The organism is Streptomyces sp. V4I23 (genome assembly GCF_030817975.1).
In the GTDB taxonomy this organism is placed as follows: domain Bacteria; phylum Actinomycetota; class Actinomycetes; order Streptomycetales; family Streptomycetaceae; genus Streptomyces.
Genome location: NZ_JAUSZW010000004.1, coordinates 7985002 through 8004818, shown reverse-complemented (window position 1 = coordinate 8004818; position 19817 = coordinate 7985002). Strand labels below are relative to the sequence as shown.

The 19817-nt window shown below is 67.1% G+C and carries 11 protein-coding genes and 7 pseudogenes; 10 read left to right on the top strand and 8 right to left on the bottom strand.

The window, feature by feature from the left end:
* Positions 1 to 892: 892 nt before the first annotated feature.
* Positions 893 to 2006, bottom strand: a pseudogene (locus QFZ82_RS39030) (NAD(P)/FAD-dependent oxidoreductase).
* Between the two features lie 429 nt (positions 2007 to 2435).
* Between QFZ82_RS39030 and QFZ82_RS39025 the strand changes: the two are divergent.
* Positions 2436 to 2652: pseudogene (locus QFZ82_RS39025) on the top strand (transposase); the annotation flags it as partial.
* 14 nt (positions 2653 to 2666) lie between these two features.
* On the opposite strand, the gene QFZ82_RS39020 reads toward QFZ82_RS39025, so the two are convergent.
* A complete protein-coding gene (locus QFZ82_RS39020; protein ID WP_307717593.1) occupies positions 2667 to 3365 on the bottom strand; it encodes a GntR family transcriptional regulator in 699 nt (232 codons plus the stop codon).
* A gap of 288 nt (positions 3366 to 3653) precedes the next feature.
* Here QFZ82_RS39020 and QFZ82_RS39015 point away from each other — a divergent pair.
* The 5 genes and pseudogenes from QFZ82_RS39015 to QFZ82_RS39940 all read left to right on the top strand — a co-directional run.
* A pseudogene (locus tag QFZ82_RS39015) lies at positions 3654 to 4188 on the top strand (D-glutamate cyclase family protein).
* Positions 4189 to 4190: 2 nt separating this feature from the next.
* A complete protein-coding gene (locus QFZ82_RS39010; RefSeq protein WP_307717592.1) occupies positions 4191 to 4955 on the top strand; it encodes a LamB/YcsF family protein in 765 nt (254 codons plus the stop codon).
* Positions 4952 to 5626 (top strand): 5-oxoprolinase subunit PxpB, encoded by a 675-nt coding sequence (gene pxpB / locus QFZ82_RS39005; protein WP_307717591.1) that lies wholly within the window; start codon positions 4952 to 4954, stop codon positions 5624 to 5626. Before QFZ82_RS39010 ends, pxpB begins: the two co-directional genes overlap by 4 nt.
* A pseudogene (locus QFZ82_RS39000) lies at positions 5623 to 6124 on the top strand (allophanate hydrolase subunit 2 family protein); the annotation flags it as partial. The gene pxpB and the pseudogene QFZ82_RS39000, both read left to right, overlap by 4 nt.
* Positions 6125 to 6135: 11 nt before the next feature.
* Positions 6136 to 6255: pseudogene (locus QFZ82_RS39940) on the top strand (RNA polymerase subunit sigma-24); the annotation flags it as partial.
* 539 nt (positions 6256 to 6794) lie between these two features.
* On the opposite strand, the gene QFZ82_RS38995 reads toward QFZ82_RS39940, so the two are convergent.
* The 3 genes from QFZ82_RS38995 to QFZ82_RS38985 form a co-directional block, all read right to left on the bottom strand.
* Positions 6795 to 7247 carry a hypothetical protein gene (locus QFZ82_RS38995; protein WP_307717590.1) on the bottom strand — a complete coding sequence of 151 codons (453 nt, stop codon included), beginning with the start codon at positions 7245 to 7247 and terminating at the stop codon, positions 6795 to 6797.
* A complete protein-coding gene (locus tag QFZ82_RS38990; protein ID WP_307717589.1) occupies positions 7205 to 8155 on the bottom strand; it encodes a WD40 repeat domain-containing protein in 951 nt (316 codons plus the stop codon). Before QFZ82_RS38990 ends, QFZ82_RS38995 begins: the two co-directional genes overlap by 43 nt.
* A 511-nt stretch (positions 8156 to 8666) precedes the next feature.
* On the bottom strand, positions 8667 to 9740 hold the full coding sequence (locus tag QFZ82_RS38985) for a CPBP family intramembrane glutamic endopeptidase (protein ID WP_307717588.1): 1074 nt from the start codon (positions 9738 to 9740) through the stop codon (positions 8667 to 8669).
* 289 nt (positions 9741 to 10029) lie between these two features.
* Here QFZ82_RS38985 and QFZ82_RS38980 point away from each other — a divergent pair.
* From QFZ82_RS38980 to alr, 3 genes and pseudogenes are all read left to right on the top strand, one after another.
* Positions 10030 to 10265 (top strand): annotated as a pseudogene (locus tag QFZ82_RS38980) (acetyl-/propionyl-CoA carboxylase subunit alpha); the annotation flags it as partial.
* Positions 10266 to 10822: 557 nt separating this feature from the next.
* Positions 10823 to 11345 (top strand): annotated as a pseudogene (locus QFZ82_RS38975) (DUF3291 domain-containing protein).
* Positions 11346 to 11349: 4 nt separating this feature from the next.
* Positions 11350 to 12537 (top strand): alanine racemase, encoded by a 1188-nt coding sequence (gene alr / locus QFZ82_RS38970; RefSeq protein WP_307717587.1) that lies wholly within the window; start codon positions 11350 to 11352, stop codon positions 12535 to 12537.
* 1020 nt (positions 12538 to 13557) lie between these two features.
* On the opposite strand, the gene QFZ82_RS38965 is transcribed toward alr, so the two are convergent.
* On the bottom strand, positions 13558 to 15054 hold the full coding sequence (locus QFZ82_RS38965; RefSeq protein ID WP_307717586.1) for a hypothetical protein: 1497 nt from the start codon (positions 15052 to 15054) through the stop codon (positions 13558 to 13560).
* Between the two features lie 865 nt (positions 15055 to 15919).
* Here QFZ82_RS38965 and QFZ82_RS38960 point away from each other — a divergent pair.
* The gene (locus QFZ82_RS38960) at positions 15920 to 17227 is read left to right on the top strand and encodes a right-handed parallel beta-helix repeat-containing protein (protein ID WP_307717585.1); all 1308 of its coding nucleotides are present in this window, start codon (positions 15920 to 15922) and stop codon (positions 17225 to 17227) included.
* A 430-nt stretch (positions 17228 to 17657) separates the two neighbouring features.
* Here QFZ82_RS38960 and QFZ82_RS38955 read toward each other — a convergent pair whose 3' ends face one another.
* Entirely contained in the window at positions 17658 to 18023 is a 366-nt protein-coding gene (locus tag QFZ82_RS38955) for an Lrp/AsnC family transcriptional regulator (RefSeq protein ID WP_307717979.1), read from the bottom strand.
* Between the two features lie 838 nt (positions 18024 to 18861).
* Positions 18862 to 19662 (bottom strand): hypothetical protein, encoded by an 801-nt coding sequence (locus QFZ82_RS38950; RefSeq protein ID WP_307717584.1) that lies wholly within the window; start codon positions 19660 to 19662, stop codon positions 18862 to 18864.
* Between the last annotated feature and the right edge of the window lie 155 nt (positions 19663 to 19817).

Genomic DNA, 19817 nt, shown 5'->3' with positions numbered 1-19817 from the left:
CCGCACACCGGCGTTTCACCGAGTGGAGCCGGATCTGGGCCAGGCTGCACCGCCTCATCCCTTGTCGAACTCGGCTTGCGTAGAGAGTGGGAGTGGTCGTGTGCAATCGACTCCGTAAGCGTGCGGGCAGCGAAAGGAGGGACCGACGGCGCCAGATCCCGTAGAGCGCAGACAAGAAGGGCTCGAAGAGGGCACGATCCCCCCGTCGGCAGCACGCGGGGCCAACTCTGGGCATGCCGCGTCGAACGTCACTGGGCCGGCGTGTCGTCCCACTGATCCAGCAAGCTGGACTCGAATGCCTCATTGGCGATGTCGACCTCGCCGCCGTGACGTGCCTGCTCGTCCAGATCACCTTGCCGTGCGGGGGATAGCGGGTTTCCCAGCGCTGTGCGAACTGGGCAACGAGGAACAGGCCGCGGCCGCCCTCGTCGGTGGCCTTGGCGCGGTGCAGATGGGGGGAGGTGCTGGAGCCGTCGGCGACGGCTGCGGTCGCTGAGGAGGCGCAGGGTGATGGGCTCGCTGCCGTAGCGGATGGCGTTGGTGACCAGCTCGCTGAGGATCAGCTTGGGTGAAGGCGATACGTCCAGCCCCAGTCCGCCAGCTGCCGGGACACCTCGGTACGGATGGGCGTCAGCGGGCACGTCCCATGTGGCGACTCGTGCGAGGGGTAGTGGCACACATTCCGTGAGGGCGATCAACGGCTCCGGAATTCGTCACCAGTCGTGGGGGCGACGGCGTTCAACCAGCCCGGCCCTCGGTGTCCGAGTACGCGTCTTCATTCATGCTGGCGAGCATGCCGCAGGGGTCTGACACGCCAAAGAGGGGCGTGGAGCAGGCTCCGGCGACGGGACAGCCTGGAGCCGGGCGGCTTTGCCGGCAGGTGCGGGATGTGTCAGTGGGCGTCGTAGATGCCTTGGTAGTGGCCGAGTGCCGTCTCGCGGATCTTGTCGTTGCTCCAGGTGGCGAAGCGGCCGGGTGCCAGCCGCTCGGGGTCGACAAGGAGGTTGCCGGTCTCCAGGAGCATGTTCGCGAGCTGTCGGCCGACGCCGCCGGCGTGGGTCACCCAGGAGGCTTCTGCGAACCACAGGCCGACTACCTCAGTCGCGGGGCCGACCAGCGGGATCTCATCGGGGGTCAGGGCGAACACGCCGTTGAGGCCACGCCCCCAGGGGGCTTCCCGGAAGGCCGGGACCAGGGCGGTTGCCTCGGCGATGGCGGTGCCGAAGTCTGTTTCCTGAAAGGGAAGTTCCGCCGATGCGAGCGTCGGGGAGGGAGCCAACGGGAGCGGCGTGTGGGCATAGCTTCCCACTCCGTAGCGGCGGCCATGGCGGCGGGTGTAGACCGCTTGGTCGGGGTAACGGATGATCGGTGTGTCGATGGGGGCGTCGTCGAGTTCGGACAGTTCGGCGGTGAACAGGTAGGGGTGCTGGACGTCCACCATGGGCAACCGCACTCCCGCATCCGCTGCCAGGATGGGACCCCAGATACCCGTGGCGAGCACGACCCGGTCGGCCTTCAGCAGCTTGCCGTCCTTGCCTGCACGGACGCCGACGATCCGGCCCTGTTCAGTCTCCAGCGCCAGTACGGGCGTGTTGAAGCGGAAGCGGGCACCTCTCCTCTCAGCGGTATCGACGAGAACGTGAGTGAGCGCGGCCGGGTCAGCAGCGCCATCGGAGGGAATGTGCAGCGCGCCCAGTGCACGTTCGGCGTTGACCAGCATGGGGGCCAGCGCGACGGCTTCGGCAGCATCGAGCACCCGCGCCTCGATATCGAGGTGTCGACCGTGCTCGACATCGTGGTGGGCCTGCTCCAGACGGGCGGGGGTGGTGGCGACCTCCAGGCTGCCAGAAGGCCGCTGTAGGCCCAGTCTCCGAAAGCGCGCGGTAGGTGGCGAGGCTGTCCTTGGCCAGTACAGCCAGTTCTGGGGTGGCGCTGAGCTGGCCGACGAAGCCGGGGGCCAAGCCGGTCGATCCGGGCAGCACAGCACGGCCACGGGCGTCGAGCACCGTCACCCGATCGTGTCCTAGCTGGGTGAGGTGATAAGCAACCGAGGCTCCCACCACAACCAATCATCCAGAGTCCGGGAGATTCAGCGACAAACGGACCTGGAAACCGGTTGGTTCGGCAGCTTGTCGCGAGCGTATCTGCCTGTGCTGCCGGATCAGGACGATGGCATCACTCGACAGTGAAGTCGCCGACAGCAGCGTCTTGGTCGGGCGCGAGATTCTCGCTGCTCAGATCCATTCCGCTTTGGCGGGCGCCTGCCGGACAGTCCGTGCAACAGCGCCGGTCTGCTCTTGGCCTGCGACGGTGGGCCGCGAGGTCGCATGCCGTTCCCGACCCGAGCCGCTGGCAGGGCTGCCCGGAACGCCCCCGCCGCCTACGCCGAAATGTCAACCACACCTGCGACGACGCGGCTACGGTCGCAGAACTCGTGGTATCTGCCCACGTCGTGGGGGGACGGATGGCCGCGGCCAGTGCCGCCTGGCCGGCATCGACGACGCGGTCGGCTTTGAGACGACGGTGGTGATGGCCAAGACCATGGTACGCCGGGCAATCGCGGACCGGATTCCGTTCCGGTGGGTGACCGAGGACGCCGCCTACGGCTTCTCCAAGGGCTGGCGGTCCGAGCTTGAGCAGGCCGACATCTTCTGACCGTTGCAGTACTAGGAAGCGACGCGTTCGGAGTACTTCTGGACGAGCTGTTTCTCGGCGTCGTCGAGGTAGGCGGCCAGGAGCAGCTCGGCTTTGACCCTGTCCGCTGCCTTGAGCGCGGCGAGGATCTCCCGATTGCGCGCCAGGTACGGTTCATGGAAGGCGCGGGGATTATCCGTAACGACGTGGAAGACCAGGCGAAGTTCGGCCAGGACACCGCGCATCAACTCGTCCAGGCGCCGACTCTGAGTGAGAGCCACGACGGCGTGGTGGAAGTGGATATTGGCGCTGCCCAGCTCGCGCCAGGCGCCTTCCTCGGCAGCCTTCTCCCCCTCGGCGACCGCAGCCTCGGCCTGGCTCAGGTCGTAGGGCGGAACGCCGAGGTTGCGCACCGCCGCGCACTCGATGAGTTTGCGCACCCGGTAGATGTCGGTGACGTCCTGCACGGTGAGCATACGGACGAATACACCGCGATTGAGCTCGTGGACCAGCAGCCTCTCGTGGGTCAGCAGGCGAAACGCCTCGCGCAGCGTGTTGCGCGAGATCCCCAGCGCGTTGCCGATGGCGTCTTCGGAAAGCTTGCTCCCCGGCGGGAGGTACCCCTCGGCGATCCGCGACCGCAGAATGTCAGCAACCCGGTCGGCTGTGCTGGAGCGCCCAAGCAGCGCGCGGTCAGTGACGAGCACGGCCGGGTCGACCTCGGCTGTCATGGCTTCCATCCTTATTCCGCAACCGACGGAGCCCCGACGGTCTCTTAACTCATGTTCACTTGGTCTAGTCAACCCGAAACTGGCCAATGAAACAAACACAGACTTGCCGGATTGTTCAACGATCCTCTATATTGGAGCCACGGCTCGCTTCCTGGGTCTAGAACCCAACCCACAAGTATGCAGGTATCCGCAAGCGGACGAAGGCGCCTCGTTCGCGAGCCCCTGTATGCCCCCGCTCGCATACGCGGCGACACAGGTGGGCAGCCGGTTGTGACGAAAGGATCGCTGATGACTGCAGTCGCCCATCCGGAGGCGCTCACCGCCGGCGAGGGGCGGGCGCTGTTCAGGAGCAGTGCAAGCCTGCCTACGACGGGGTCGTCCGCCGCCTACACCCAGGCCAACCTCATCTCGGTTGCCGCTGATTGGACCTATGAGGTGCTGCTGTTCTGCCAGCGCAAGCCCAAGCCCTGTCCCGATCTTGATGTGACCGATCCGAGGTCCTTCTCCACGCCCCTGGCTGTCGGTGCCGACCTGCGCACCGACGTGCCACGCTGTCGCGTGTGGGAGAACGGCGAGCTTTTCGACGAGCTTGCGCCTCCGGACTTCCGTGACCTGGTGGAGGAGGAACCGGGTGATGTGCCCGTGTTCTGGGCAAACGAGGTTACACCCCTGGCCGCTGTGATGGCCTCGCGTCCCCCGTTCGCGATCACTCATGCGCGGGGGGTACATGCTGATCACCGACGCACGGGATGCGGACTACCGCCTCGGTGTTAGCCGCAGTGGTATCTCGTGCCCAGCGGAGTATCCCAAGGAGACCAAGTAGCGATGACAGACATCGTGATCGACCTCAATGCAGACCTCGCGGAAGGCTATGGCCGGTGGGTCCTCACCGACGACGAGGCCATGCTGTCGGTCGTCACCAGCGCCAATGTCGCCTGCGGCTTTCATGCGGGTGACCCGAGCATCATGCGCCGGGTCTGCGACATGGCGGCGGAGCGCGGCGTGAAGATCGGCGCCCAGGTCTCCTACCGCGACCTGGCCGGATTCGGCCGCCGCGCCATGGATGTGCCGGGCGACGAACTCGCCGACGAGATCACCTACCAAATCGGGTCCCTTCAGGTGTTCGCCCGGGCCGCCGGAGCCGCGGTGGCCTACGTCAAACCGCACGGTGCGCTGTATAACCGCGTGGTGATTGACGAAGAGCAGGCGAGTGCTGTGGCTGCGGGCATCCGGCTCGCCGATCCCGCACTGCCCGTGCTGTGCCTGCCTGACTCCGCCATGCACGTCCAGGCCCAGAAGGCAGGGCTCCAAGTGGTTGACGAGGCGTTCGTCGACCGCGCCTACACCGCGACGGGCAGACTTGTTCCGCGGTCAACCCCCGGTGCAGTGATCACTGATCCTCAGCAGGTCGCCGACAGGGCCGTCGCCATCGCGGGCGAAGGGCGCGTCACTGCGCTGGACGGCGAATCGGTGGCCATACGAGCGCGTTCCTTGTGCCTGCACGGAGACATTCCCGGAGCGGTCCACCTGGCCAAGCAGACCCGCGCGGCGCTGCAGGAGGCCGGTGTCAGGGTGGAGGCATTCGCATGAGACTGAGGCCGGTCGGAGAGGACTCCCTCCTCATTGACCTGGACACGCTCGAACAAGCCCAGGCCTGGCACAGCCAGCTCCTGAGCCACCGCAGCGCAGGAACACTGGTGCCGGTGCGCGAGATCGTGCCCGCGGAGAAGACCGTTCTGCTGTACGGGATCTCCGACATCGCCGCTCTGGAGGCGCAGTTGCGCCAATGGTCGGTGCCCTCGCGGGCCGCCGGCAGCGGACCTCTCCTGGAAATCCCCGTCCACTACAACGGGCCAGATCTCGCAGCGGTCGCCGAAGTTTGGGGTGTCGACGAAGAGGAAGTGGTACGGATCCACAGCAGCGTCGAACACCGCGTGGCCTTCTGCGGATTCTCCCCGGGTTTCGCGTACATGACCGGGCTCGGCGACAACTACCACGTGCCGCGCCATGCCGCACCGCGCACCTCGGTCCCCGCCGGCTCCGTAGCACTTGCCGGCCCCTACACCGGCATCTATCCGCGTGCCTCCCCCGGGGGCTGGCAACTCATCGGAACCACCCACGTGCGCCTGTGGGACATGGAACGCGAGCCCGCGGCGTTGCTGACCCCCGGCATGCGCGTGCGGTTCGTCCCCCAGGAGACCGGTTCTCAGACCAAAGACGGACCGGCAGCAGCACCCCATGCCAGAAGGCGCATCGCATGAGCAGCGGCAAGCTGGAAGTCGTACGAGCCGGCTCACCCACCACCATCCAGGAAGTGGGCCGGTTCGGCCGTGCCTGTCTGGGTGTGCCGCGCTCGGGGGCGTTGGACCAGCCGGGCTGGCGAACCGACTGGTTGACAACCCCTCCGACGCGGCCACGCTGGAGACCACGCTGACCGGGGGGTCCGTGCGCACCACCCAGGCCGTGATCGTCGCGGTGACCGGGGCACCGGCGCGGGTGCCGGTCAACGGCCGGCCGGCGGCCTGGTCAAGCGTGGTCCACCTGCCCGCCGGCGCCGTGCTCGAGGGTAGGCACAGCCACCTGCGGCTTGCGCAGTTATGTCGCCATCAGCGGAGGCATCGCGGTACCCCCTGTCCTCGCAAGCCGCTCCACCGACCTGCTCTCCGGCCTCGGCCCGGCCCCGCTCAGTGGCCGGGGACGCCCTGCCGCTGGGTGAGGTCACCGGCGCACCGCTCCATGCCGACACGGTGGTATGGCCAGTGACTCACCGATGGACGAGGCCCTGTTGAGGAGCCTCACGCCGAGCGTGCTCGCCATCCTCGGCCGCCGCGGAGCCGACTTCGCGGCGGCCGAGGACGCCGTGCAGGGCGCGCTGGGTCGGTCTCCTCGGCGGTGTGTGCGTCGGCAGTGAGTCGTTCAACGCCGCGAGGGCCGCCAGGCCTGCGTGCGGTCCGTCGGTCTTCTCGACCAGGCGCCCCTCTCTCAAACAGAAACCTTCACCGGGCGTGGATCTCCCAGCGGATCCGAAGATGGCAGAAGCCGTGGATCCAGGCATTCGTGCCTGCAGCACTCGAGTAGTCGGTACTGCATGTGGACACTGGGTTTCCTGTGGCGCATAGCCACGAGCGGAGCCGACCGTGGGGATCAGCACGTATGAGGGCGACCCGCCGCATGCATGGGGAGCGACAACGGGAACCGTCCTGGATCCTCGACGCGCGCTTGCCATCTGTGGAACTACTCAAGGGCAGGACGCGAGACAAAATCATCAGCGTGGTGCCAGGACCGCGATCCCACGGCCGAAGCCGATTACCAGCCGTTCGCCCGGTCCCATGGCCACTGCGCGGACTGGCAAGGGGACCGCCAGCTCCGGCCCAATCTGCTGGCCGGCTTCCAGGTCCCACATCCGGACGGTTTTGTCGTAATTGCTGGTCACCGCGATCGGCCGCCCCTGAAAGCTGCCGAGGGCCAGGGTGAGGACCGGTGACGGAAGCACCAGGTCCAGACCGATCTGCTGGCCGGCTTCCAGTCCCACATCCGGACGTCGTGACGATCGCTGGTGACCGCGTTCGGCTGACCGTGAAGGTCGCCGACAGCCACGGCGTTGAACGCCCCAACGTGGCCGATCATGTAGTCCTCGCGCTTCCCGGTAGCCAGGTGGGACAGGCATAGTTTCTCCTGCACGCCGGCCACGACCATGTTCTGGCCGTCGACCTTCCCCACTGCCACCGCCCCGATGCGGGCTTCCAGCCAAGCTTCACTGATCTTCGGGTAGCAGCCGAATTGGTCACGACTGGTGAGGTCCCATACGTGCAGCATGTTGTAGCCGTTGCCGGTGACCGCTACCTGACGACCTTCCACTTCTGCCGTTGCCAGTGCTTCCACCCAGTAGACGGACAGCTGACCGAGTTGCTCGCCGGTGGCGAGGTCCCGAGTCCGTGTCGCTCCGTCCTTGCTTCGGGTGAGCGCGGCCGGGCGTCTCTCCACCATCCTGTGGCACACACGTCGCTAAGGCCATGCGGCGGCTCCATCTCGGGATTCTGCTCGTAGTATCGGTCGTGTAGCCAGACGTGCTTGTACTGTTGCCCGGCCTGACCGTTCCTCTTGCAGGTGCCGGAGTCCCAGATCCGTACGGATCCCTGGCAGTTACTGGTGACGGCGATGGGCCGGCCGTCCACGGTCGCCGTCGCCACCGCCGTCACCTCGTCGGGGTAATCGATCGCAGTAAGTTCACGGAACAGTCGATCGGTGGGGGTAAGGTCGAGGACACGGATTTTATCCCGGGAGCAGAGAACGACGGCGGCGCGACCGTCCACCACTGCGGTCGCCATCTCCCGCACTCGTTGGGTTTTTGTTTCGTCCCGTCGGCCGAATGCCAGCCGTCGGCCGGTTGCCAGGTCCCACGCCCGCAGCGTGGCTCCGAAGGACCCGAGGGCGAGTGCGACTGCGACGGGCCGACCGTCCACGACTGCCGTCGCCAGTCCGCCCACTTCTGCACGGTGGCCCTTCAGGGGTTCGCCGATCTGTCCGGCTGCCAGGTCCCACACCCGCACGGAGTAGTCGAAGTTGCTGCCAATGAAGGCAAGCGGGCGGCCATCCACGACCGCCGTCGTCACCGCCGTCACCTTGTCGGTGTGGTCGATCAGGGGTAGATCGATCTGCTGTCCGGCTGCCAGGTGTGCCACACCATCGTCGGCCGGCGCAGAGAAAGACGGGGGGCCGACCTGGGCCCATTTCAGCGTCCACCGCGCTTCGGCGTTGTCCGCGCCTGCGTCCGTGTCGTCAGTCCGCATATCGAAACTCCTTCGACCACAGCGGGTCCACTTGCTGGGCGCCGCCTGTTGTGCGGGCCATCGTCAAACGACGTCACGTTGACGTACTGACTCTCGCCAGGCCGTGCATCGGTCCGAGTCGGGCGTGGGTGTGAGCATCTGCGCCCTCCACCGGGAGGGGGTCAGGCTGGGGTTCCTCGATCCGGGAGCATTTACCGCCCCGCTCGCGCCCAGGGGCGGCGCAGGCACGACCTTCACAGCATCGGAACGGCTGCCCCACCAGCGTCCCACGTAGCAGTGGCCCATCCCGCACCCGCTCAGAGGGGCCGAGCACCGGGAGCTTGGGCATCGGATGGAATCATCCTCATTCGCTCGGGTGGGGGAAGGGTCGGTAGAACTACTCAGTGGGTCGCTGCTCTGCTGCCGCAGCGGGGCGCTGTTCGATCCGGCCCAGCCGCTGGGCTGAGCTCAGTCGGCCATGGATGCCGGTGACGTCTGTGGTGGGGCCGTCACGCTGGTAGTTGTGGGCCGATCAGGAATCGTCCGATTCCGGTTCTCCCGTCGTGGGCGAAGCCTTGTCATGAGACGAAGCCTGAACGGGCGGAGGCGTTTGGTGGCCGGGCGAAGTCTGCGCGTGGGGGCCAGGCGTCTGTGAATACGCGTGTGTTTCTTGGCTCGTCGTGCTCACCGCACTGATGCGGCGGCGGTGCGCCATCCACAGCACGACGACTGCATAGAGCAGCATTATGGGGATGGAGACGGCCGCCGCTATCCAGTCCATGTCGGCGGCCGTCTCGTCGGAGTCGAGCCCGCCGACGATCCCCGCCGAGACGCCGAATGCGGCCAGGTTCGTGAGCAGGTGCAGTGCGATGGCGGCCTCGAGTCCGCCGGTACGAATCGTCACCAGCCCCATGACCAAGCCGAACACGGCCAGCTCGGCGAACCCCCACGGCGTGCCCCATCCGTGGGCCGCGGCGAAGAGCACCGACTGCGGCAGGACGGCGATCCAGGGGGATCGGACATGGGCGCCCACCGCCTGTATGAGCCAGCCTCTGAAGGCGTACTCCTCGGCTGCCGCCTGGAACGGCACCAAGGAGCAGATCACCGCAAGCCCGAGCAGGAACGAGGGCAGGCCGACCCACGTCATCCCCTCGTAGCCACCCAGCAGGAAGTCGATGAGGAAAAGGCCCGCGATCGGGACAACCGCCAGCGCGAGGCACAGACCCAGCCAGCGCCACCTCAGCCGCCCGGCCACCGACGATACCGTCCCGGCCGGACGGCGCTGCACCCAGCGCGCGGCCAGGAACACAGCGGGGATGACGACGGCTAGGGCCAGCAGCGTAGCCCCCGTTTCGCCGATGCCATCCCACACATGCATGCTCTCGGCGCCCGTCAACTCGCCCAGCACTGCCATCGCAATCCCGAAAGCACCAAGCACCACCAGCCCCAGGATCAACGCACCGACGAGCACGACACCGGTCCCCGCAAGGGTCCGCCACCATGAATGCTGACCCGATATCAGAGCCATCCGGTGGAAAGGCAGTTCGCGGACCGGCGCAGGGTCCGGGCCGGGCAAGATCCCGTCAGTTTGGTCTACAACAGTCATCGACTCTCTTCCTCTTCTTTCGTGAGTGGTCGGCCACTTCTGCCGCAGATGAATGCACACCGCGTTTCCAATACACCCAGGGCTGGGGTAGGCGGGTGGCGGCCGAGTCAGCGAGGGGGGTCAGGACCGCGACCTTGGACGTGAAGCCCACGGCCAGCCACCCATCCGCACCACCGCCACCTCGGACAAGGCGGCCAGGGGCGTTGACATGTTCAACAAAATACCATCCGGCCTGGGATCCGCCACAACAACCCCGGGTGATTGTGTAATCGCCCTACGATCTAGCTAGACCCGCCTTCGGGTCGAGCACCCGGTCACCGAAGATGTCACGGGCATCGAACCTGGTCCGCGAGATGTTTCGGATCGCTGACGGCGAGGAGCTCGGCGCTCCCTGATGGTGAATGGGGGCGAACCGGCGGTGCGCGGGCACTCGTTCGAGTCCCGTATCAACGGCGAGCACCCGGGCCGGGGCTTCCTCCCCGCCCCGGCACCGTCACCGCACCGCCCACCGGACCCGGTGTCCGCTCTAGGGCTTGTCCGGGCGATCACGTTCGGAGCCAGATGGTGAGGGCTGCCACGGTGGCCGTGCCGAGGTAGACATAGCCGCGCTTGTCATAGGGGTGGCCATCGCCCGGTGCTGCTTCAGCCGGTTGATGGCCCGCTCGACGGTGTTGCCCTTCTTGTATCCATACTGCCCTTCTACCTCACTCGGCGGGACCTTCGACAACAGTGCACCTCCCTTCGTCGACCGGAACGCTGGACCTGGCCCCTGAGGGCCGGGTCAGGAGCTTGCGGTACGCGCCACTGTGCGCGGCGGGACTGAGTAGGAGTTGAGTAGTTCTCCCGTGTTCCGGCGGGGGACCCTCCGGCCAGAATCTCGGGGAGAAGCCCACGCCACCCGTGCCTGCCGGTGTGGTGCCGTGGAGCGATCCCGCCGCCATCATGCGCCTCGCTGGCGGCACCCGCGCTCGGCTGTTCCCGCGTCGTAGGCTCTTCGGAAGGTTCACGCACCACATGGAACTCCCTCCCGGTACAGATGACCCCGAGGCCAGCGGTCGGGACCTCCTCCGCCGGAGGCCTTGGTGAGGCACAGAGACACGACGTGCAGGCACCAGCTCGCCCAAGTCGACATTGCCCGGATCCTCGCCCCGCTGGACAGTCCTGAGCCGGCTGGCTTCGTCGCCGCCCTGGACCCGGTCAGCGCAGTGGCCGACGCGGCGGACGGCTTCGCCTGGCGGCTGGAGACCGACGACGACAACGCCACCACCCTCCGCGTCTTCGACAGCGACTGGCTGATCGTGAACATGTCGGTATGGCGGGACCCCAAAGTCCTTTCCGCGTACGTGTTCGGCGAGGCGCATCGCGCAGTGCTCCGCCGACGCCGTGAACTTCGCCAGGGCGGAAGAGGCGATGACTGCCCTGTGGTGGCTGTCCACGGGGCTTCGCCCAACAGTGATGGAAGCGGAGCATCGTCTGCTCACCCTGCGCCTGCACGGCCCCACCCAAGTAGCCTTCACGCTCCGCAACCCCTGTCCCGCGCCCCGTACGTACCCGCCCAGCGATCCGGGTGGGCGCACTGAGCAACGACGCGGAGCGGACGCGTAGCAGAATGTCGATCAAGGGTGAGGATCTCTGCGTGGAAAGTGTCGTCACTGCCGGAAACATGCCGTCTGCCTCAGGCAGGGCGGAAGTCACGGTGGATCTGGACGCCTTGCGCCACAACGTGGATGTCATGAAGCAGCACGCCGGCAGTGCGCAACTGATGGCGGTGGTGAAGGCGAACGCGTACGGCCACGGCCTGGTAACGTGCGCCCGCGCGTTTCGTCAGGCCGGGGTCCCCTGGCTGGCCACCGCGCATCCCGAGGAGGCCCTGGAACTGCGCCGAGCGGGCGACCGCGGACCGATTCTGACCTGGCTGTGGACGCCGCAGGGGCCCTTCACCGAGGCGGTGACCGCCGGCATCGACATCTCCGTCAGCGGTATGTGGGACCTGGAGAAGGTCCTCGAAGCCGCTCGCGGCAGCGGCCGCCGCGCCAGGGTGCACCTGAAGGTCGACACGGGGCTGGGACGCAACGGGTGCCCTGTGCGGGACTGGTCCGCTCTGGTCGACGCCGCCTTGCGGGCCCAGGAATCGGAGGTCATCACGGTGGTCGGTCTGTGGTCCCATCTCGCCACGGCCGACGCACCGGAGCACCCCTTCCTCGCCCAGCAGACCGTGCTCTTCCACGACGCGCTGGACATCGCCGAGTGCGCCGGCCTCAAACCGGAGGTACGGCACCTGGCCAACTCCGCCGCCGCACTGCTGCTGCCGGACACCCGCTTCGACCTCGTACGGCTCGGCCTCGCACTCTACGGACTGTCGCCCGCCCCGAACCGGGTCACTGGCACAAGCCTGGGCCTCCGGCCTGCGATGACGCTGCGCTCCTGCCTCGCGGCGGTCAAGGACGTCCCGGCCAACCACGGCGTCAGGTACGGGCTCGAGTACCAGCCCCTCACCGAAACTACGCTGGGCCTGGTGCCGTTGGGCTACTCTGACGGCCTGCCCTGGCATGCGGGCGACACCGGCCAGGTCCAGGTCGCCGGATGGCGCCACCCGGTCGTGGGCCGCATCGCGATGGACGAGCTCGTCGTCGACCTCCACGGTGATCGGCCCCGCCCTGGTGCCGAGGTGATCGTCTTCGGGCCCGGTGATGCGGGCGAGCCTACTGTGCAGGAATGGGCCCGTGCCGCAGGAACGATCCCCTACGAGATCCTCGCGCGGGTGGCCCCTGGCCTGCCGAGGATCTACGTGGGGTAGCGCGGTCGCGCACCCCGCCCCTCAACAGCTCGGCCCCGCTCATGGACCGACACCGTTCACGAAAGTTGTCACATGCGGATTCCCCACAGACGCGTCGCGCACACGGCCCGGAGCGCAGCGACGAGCGGTCCGAACCGGAGGGTGAGGTGGCAACCGCGCGGCTGGTGCTCGCGCCGGCGATCGCGGCACAGCGCCCAGAAACCCCCGGGACCCCCTCGCTGAACTCGCCGCACGCATCGGCGGCGGCACGCAGGCCGACCTACTTCCCCGGAAGAGTCCTCACACGCTCCACCGGGTCACCGACGCAGCCCGGCGCCTCGCCGACGGTGCGCTCACCGGCCGGGGTCTGCACGAACGCATCGCCTGCGCGGATCGCACGACGAGGTCAAGGAACGGGCAGTGCCGCTTCGTCGCCAACGCCTCACGCGAGCTGCGCACGCCGCTGGCCCTGACCCGCGCCCTGGTCGAACTGGACATGCACCGCGAGACGGCATCGCCGGAGGCCAAGCAGCTCGGCGAGAGCCTTCTGGATATCAATGCCGCCATGAGCAGCTCAGCTCCGGTCCCCCGCTGGTGGCACGGTCCGAGCACGAGATCGCCGGGCGACCTCTCCGACATCGTCTCCCACGTGGTCGCCCAAACCGCGCTGGGGGCGGAGCGGACTGAGACCGTGTACAAGGACGCAGGCGAGGGCCCGTACTGCCGCCCTACGACGTCCCGGGACTGTTCGAACCGTTCCGCCGCTCGACGCCGACCCCTGCTGGCCGCCAAGGGCGCAGGGCTCGGCTATCCATAGTGCCCTCCGCGACCCGCGCCCACGGCGGCGACTCAACGCCGGCCCGGCGACGGCGGCGGCCTGGTAGTCACCGTCACCCTTTCGCACGTCGACGACTGGCTGAGGCGGGACTCGTAGATGGCATGGGCCCGCGTGGTCACCGACCGGTAGATACCTGAGTTGTGTTTCTGTCCCCCGTGCCAGCGGAACGTACGCTACGGAGGATGCGGGGGCGCGTGGTTCCCTCACTGAAACTCCGGTGCGAGCGGCTGGCGGGGTGTGCCGCCGCCTCCGATACTGTTCGGGCCGTTGTTCTCCACGACGTGGAGGGCGCCGGCCAGGCGCTGCATGTCGCGGGACCATGGCGTGTTGTCGTTCACCCGCTGCGCGAGGTCGAAGCCCCAGTCGGCTTTGAACTGGTCACGCATGGATCCGTCGGGTCCGTGCTCCGCGTTGATGGCGAAGCCCGGGGTGTAGGTGTCGTCGACGATGTAGGCGCCGTAGTTCTGCAACGTCCACGCCAGCTGCTTGGCGGGGGCTGTCTCGAGACCTAGTTGGGAAAGGTCTGCCGATGCAGGGATGGCGAGGAGGGCTCCCATCTTCATTGCATGGTTCGCGTTGGTTCCTTCGGTGCCGTAGAACCCGACTGCATAGCTGTCGGCTGCGGTCGCGGGCCAGCGGTAACAGTCGTCGTAGTGGGCGCACTTGTACAGTGCTTGCCTTGCGTAGACGTCGATTTTCAGTGCGTGCCTGGGTGCTTGGCCGCCTGGACGCAGTTCCCCGACGCGAAGCGTGCCGCCGATCGCGGAGAGGCCTGAGCCGCCGTGTGCGCCGCGGATGCCGTCGCCGTAGATGTCCACTGGGTCGGACACGGCCATGCTGGTGGCGTCCTTGCCCGCCCAGCAGCGTGTGAAGGGCTGTGTCTGCAGCAGTGTGCGGCCGTCCGGGGCCAGGAACGCCGCGGAGCTGTTGTCGTTGTGGTGGGGAACGACGTAGTCGCTCGGTACCGGCACCTGCAGCAGCAGATCCCCGGTGGCGCCGCAGCGGTTTTTGCCTGACCAGCCGGCGTCGCTGAACCAGATCTTGGTCAGGGGCGCTGTGGGCCGCAGCACGATTCGCTCGTCGTCCACCAGCGGCATGGGGGCCCACTCGTCACCGCCAGGGTTCTGCGGGAGATTGGCGGGTACATACACCGCTTCGCTGCCGATCGGCATGTTCCAGATGCTGTCCTTGGCGAACGGCCACTTCAGCGGATCACGGGTCGCTGGTTGTGCTTTGGTGACGGTGAGGGTTGCGACGGTGTAGCGCAGTTGGTCGTCGCTGGTTACGCCGTCGCCCGTGGTGAGCTCGACCCGGTCCCATGGGGAGTGGGTCTGGAACAGACCGACCCGAATGCTGTACTGGCCCGGCTGGATGCTCGCGGGGAGGGAGAAGGTGTGGTCGTAGCCGACCGTGCCTCTCCAGGTGGATGTCGGCTGCGGGGGCGCGTGGTCCCCTCCATTGGCCGCGATGTTCCCCGAGCCGTCCACGAGATGAACGAACACCGCATAGTCCTCGCTCATCGGCTCCGCCTCGAACCGCATCCGCACGGTCAGGCTCTGACCCGACTGCGCGGACAGCACCGGGTTCCCCAGCTGCAACACCATGGTCGACCCGGCAGCCGCCAGCGCTCCGGGAGACGAGAACACCGACGCCAGCACGACCACAAACACCGCTACCGCGACGGGCAGACGTAATCTCAATCTCATAGCTCACCTCGAAAGACTCAGACCGATGGATGTCCAGACCATGTACACAGAGGGCCCCCCGGCCACGGGCCGAGGTCACTGAGACTCCGCTGCGAGAGGCTGCGTAACCGCCCGGGAAGGTGGGCGCTCGTCTGGACACCGACCAAGGTGCCGGTGCCCGTACGACGGAACGTCATCGCTCCTCCGACAGGTGGGGGGCGGGTGCGTGCCGCTGAAAGTAAGCGGGATGGCAGTGGCCGGGTATGTGGAGCGGCCCAACTGTTCGGCCACCCGGCATAGGGCCAGCCAATATAGTCGTCAGGACCGCTCGTTCTCCCGGGAGACCGGGGGTGGCCTACGAGGTGGCGGTGGTCCGTCGGGACGGCTACGACGTGGCCACGGCGTCCAGACAGTGGCCGTCATCGTGTGCCGCCCGAGGGTGGCGCAAGGATCCCGCGTGTACCCGTCGGTCGCGCATCTTTCTGTACGTGCTGTGCACGGGACAGATGTTTCGAACGGGCATTGATCCACGTAGCCTTGCCTTCGGATCAAGGCAGTGGGATCGCAGGGCATCGGCATTCCGTCTCAGGTGTCGGCCCGGGCATAGGACATTGCTGTGACTTTGCGTCAGGCAGGGGCCCTGCGTACCGGTTTCGCGTGCCGTTTCGGGATGGGAGCGCCGGAAGCCTCTACCGCTCACCTCGTCGACAGTCGCGGTCAGCCCTTTTTGAACCGTGCTGCTGTTTTGGCCGACCGACCGAGTCCGGCCTCGGCGGAGAAAGCCACCGACACTGCTGCCGGATTCCGGAGCCGACGCCTCACGGATGAGGCGACTGCTACTGCATGATCTCCTTTCTCCGTCTCACTTCTGGAGGGTTCTATGTCGAGTTCCATGACGATGAAGACAGCCGTCGTCATGACCGCAGTGGCCGTGCTGGGAATCGCCGGGTGCGCCACATCGCCTTCGAAAGCGCCGACGGCCGCCGACCCCACGACGCGCAACCCCGGCCAGGGATCACCCCCGGTCATGGCCGACAGTCAGACGCCGTCGAGTTCGGCATCGCCCAGCCCGGCATCACAGATCGGCACACCCGCTTCGGCGACGGCGCCCTCATCTCCGTCCCCCTCGTTGGGCAGGCACCTTTACGTCGCGCCCAGTGGCTCCGAGAGCAACCCGGGGACCAAGGAGATGCCGGTCAAGACCATCGCCAAGGCGTCCACGCTCGCAAGGCCGGGTACCACGGTCCACGTTGCCGCCGGCACCTACCCGGGCGATTTCGTCACGAACGCTGCCGGTTCGGCCACCGCTCGGATCCGCTACATCTCAGACACCCCGTGGGGAGCGCGGATCGTTCCCCCCTCGGTACCGACCGGGCGCACCATCGCCTGGGACAACAGGGGCCGGTACGTCGACATCGTCGGGTTCACCGTGGACGGGACCTCCGCTGCTGACACCAAGTGGGCGAACGGGATCGTCACCCGCGCCGCCTACAGCCGGATCATGAACAACCACGTGCACCACATCGCGAATTCATCCGCCTACTGCGACAGGATGGGCGGTTCCGGTGTCAACGCGAGCAACGACAGCCGCGACGGCACCCGCGCCGAGCACATCGACCTCCTGGCCAATGTGGTCCACCACATCGGTCCCGCGGGGTACTGCAACAAGACCCACGGCGTCTACATGTCGGTCAGCGGCACGCTGAAGAACAATGTCGTCTACGGCATCGCCGGATGGGGCATACATCTCTGGCACGATGCCAGGAACGTGGACATCGTCAACAACACCGTCGTCAGATCCCAAGGGGGCGGCATCCTCGTCGCCGGTGGCGACGCGACACTGCCCGGCGGCGCGGACTACTGCCGGGTGATGAACAACATCGTCTACGGCAACCGCCAGGGAATTTCCGAGCAGGGGATGTACGGCACGCACAACACCTACGTGAACAACCTGTCCCAGGGCGCCTGGATGTCCGGCTACGACTACTCGCTCGGCAATCCGCACTCGCGGGACATCACGGGCAAGCCGCGGTTCATGGATGACGCGGGCGGCGACTACCGCCTGGGGACGGGCTCGCCCGGGCTGGATGTGGGCCTGTCCGACTTGGCCCCCGAGGAGGACGTCGAGGGGCGTCCGCGCCCCCAGGGTCGCGCGTTCGACCTCGGCGCCTACGAGCGTCCGGTATGACCCGGGGTGCCGCCGCGGCACGCTGAGCCGGCCTGCCCGTCCCCTCCGGTCGCGATAACGCAGCCGGGATCCACGTTCCCGGTGCACGGCAGTGGGCAGATCCGCCTCAATGAGCCCTCGGCCCCGGGGGTCGGCCCGCCCGTGCACCGGCCGGCCACTCGGTCGAGTAGCGGGCCCCGCGGCCTCGCCGACGCTCACCGTCGACAACGGCGAGCAGGCCATCGCGGTCCGTGACCGTGACCCTCGACTTCCACGGAAGCCGCACCGCCTGTCGCGGGATATGACAGGCGGGCGTGGGATGAGAATTGTCGAAATCCTCGCGTCCGAAGTGGGCGGCATGGTGGAAGTCACCATGGGCGCAGAGAGGAAAGCCGCGTCAGTTTTTCTGCCTCTGAGAGGGAGTCTGCCGTTCCTTCCGATGAGCAGCACATCAGCCGATGAGGCGGGAGAAGGCAACAAAGCTGTGCGTGCGGCGCACCCCTGGCTGCTTCCGAATGTCTGTGAGGACGGCCTCGAGGTGACGCGTGTCGGCTGCCTGGACGTGGACCAGTACATCGTATTCGCCTGCTATCGTCCAGGCGCCCACGACCTCGGGGAACTGTCGAAGCCGGAACAGAACGTCCCCCACGGGAGTGCAATCCTGAAACTGAATTCCGACGAACGCCTCGACGTCATCCCCGAAGATGCCGGGATCCGTGACAACGGTGAAGTCGCGGATGATACGCCGGCTCTGAAGCCTATCCATGCGGCGCTTTATCGCACTGGCGGAAAGGTTCAACTCCGCAGCAAGCTGCACATATGAAGCGCGGGCGTCTTTGGAAAGCCGCCGAAGTAACCGGCGATCGATGTCATCAATATACGTCGAGGCTGTCACGTTGGAATTCTCGTATGATATGTGGCCGTGAGAGCGATCCGTGGTCACTGACGTGAGACCTCACATTCGGTGTCGTGCCGTCCGGCGAGGAACGCGCTCCCCACATGGCTTGTCGCCCCCGAGGGCGCCATCGCTGCACCGGGCAGGTTCGGTGACGACGCGGCTCGATGTTTGCTGCTGTGGTTCAGGTGAGTTGGGTGCCGCAAGTTTCGGGGGGCGAGGAGGACCAGGCCGTAGCCGAGGGCTCCGTGGATCAGAAGCCGACGGCGGCGGGAAGACAGCCCCAGGGCGCGGCCGACATTATAGGTGAAGCTCCGCCCGGGTAACGCGCAGTGGTGTACTCCACGACCAGGATCCCCCCGGCGCCCACTCAGAACTGGCTCGGTCTGCTGTGACGGCATCTCAGTCTGTGCACGAAGAGCCGATGCCTTTTCTGGCGTTCGGCGTGGCCCCCCGTGCGGGACGGCTATGGCGTTGCGGACGGTGAGCAGCAGGTGGCGCCGATGGCCCGGGAGTTGCAGTCAGGGGTTGCCGTTCTCCTTCGGCCGGACGTGGGGCCGGAGGTCCAAGGAGTCTGGGGCATGAACGCGATCCGATACTGAAGAGAACTGCCAACTGCCCGGGGTTGCGGCTGCTGTTGCGGGTCGAGCGTGATCAGGGCCCCGGCAAAGTCGTCGGGTCAGGGACTGTGTCGGCCGGTGGTGGTGGCCGACCTGGCGGTTCCGGCGTGGCGAAAGATCCGGCGCAGGTTGTGGCACAACTACTGACGTCGATGGCTGGCTACCCGGGCAGACATGGTGAGCCATGCCCACTGCACAGCGGGCGTGGCGATCATCGCGATGCCGAAGGCGTAACCGACACCGACGGGACGGACCAGGGTTGCCACCAGGAAGCAGAACACCGAAAACCCGAGGAGGCCAACCGGAACTCCCCGCAGCAGCCGGATCGCTTCATCGGAGCCCCGCTGAGCCAGGGCGAAGCCGGCGACCACACTCGTCGCGACCGGGGACGGGGCCAACACCCCGGTCAGCGCCGGTCCAACGGTCGCTGCCGCGCCCGTCACTGCCAGCACGAGCACCGCCGTGGCGACGGCCCGCGCGGGAAGGTCCCACCATGGCCAGGCAGGCCCACCACGCAGGCGTTCGGAGTCCTCGCCGGTACCGGTCGTCGGCGCGGACAGCGTCCGCGCCGCGACGCGGGCCGCCGTCAGAGCCAGGATCAGACCCGCCCACGGCGGCACCGTGAGCTGGGCGAGGCCGAGGTCGACGGCGAGACACACGGCCCAGGCGATCGTCAGCGAACGGACCCAGCCGTACCGGCGTGACGACCAGGCGAACATGATCGGAAACAGGGCCAGGCTAATCAGGCCAAGCAGGGACGCCGACGCCGCGCGCGCCCCGAAGTGCGCTCCTTGCTCGATGGACGAGATCAGCAGAATCGGGCTCGCCACGACAGGCAACGCCACCAGCATGCCCGTAACCTGCGACCCCCACCGTCGGCCAGCCAGCGAGGAGCCGACGACGAGCGCCGGCGCCAGCAACAGTTTGAGCAGAAGCGTCACCAGCGCTCCCATTTCATGTCGATCGAGGCATGGCGGTCCGGCCAAGCCGTACCGAATCTGCCGATGGGAGATATCTGTCGTGGATGAGAGTCGGACCCGACCGTACAACGTGTTCAACAATTCTACAAGATGCCCTCACGTGAGCGACCCGGGCG

What these genes read in the sequence shown, in the direction of transcription:
- QFZ82_RS39020 (WP_307717593.1), bottom strand. Translation starts at nt 3,365, where the DNA reads ATGACAGCCGAGGTCGACCCGGCCGTGCTCGTCACTGACCGCGCGCTG.
- QFZ82_RS39010 (WP_307717592.1), top strand. Translation starts at nt 4,191, where the DNA reads ATGACAGACATCGTGATCGACCTCAATGCAGACCTCGCGGAAGGCTAT.
- pxpB (WP_307717591.1), top strand. Translation starts at nt 4,952, where the DNA reads ATGAGACTGAGGCCGGTCGGAGAGGACTCCCTCCTCATTGACCTGGAC.
- QFZ82_RS38990 (WP_307717589.1), bottom strand. Translation starts at nt 8,155, where the DNA reads ATGCGGACTGACGACACGGACGCAGGCGCGGACAACGCCGAAGCGCGG.
- QFZ82_RS38985 (WP_307717588.1), bottom strand. Translation starts at nt 9,740, where the DNA reads ATGACTGTTGTAGACCAAACTGACGGGATCTTGCCCGGCCCGGACCCT.
- alr (WP_307717587.1), top strand. Translation starts at nt 11,350, where the DNA reads ATGTCGATCAAGGGTGAGGATCTCTGCGTGGAAAGTGTCGTCACTGCC.
- QFZ82_RS38960 (WP_307717585.1), top strand. Translation starts at nt 15,920, where the DNA reads ATGTCGAGTTCCATGACGATGAAGACAGCCGTCGTCATGACCGCAGTG.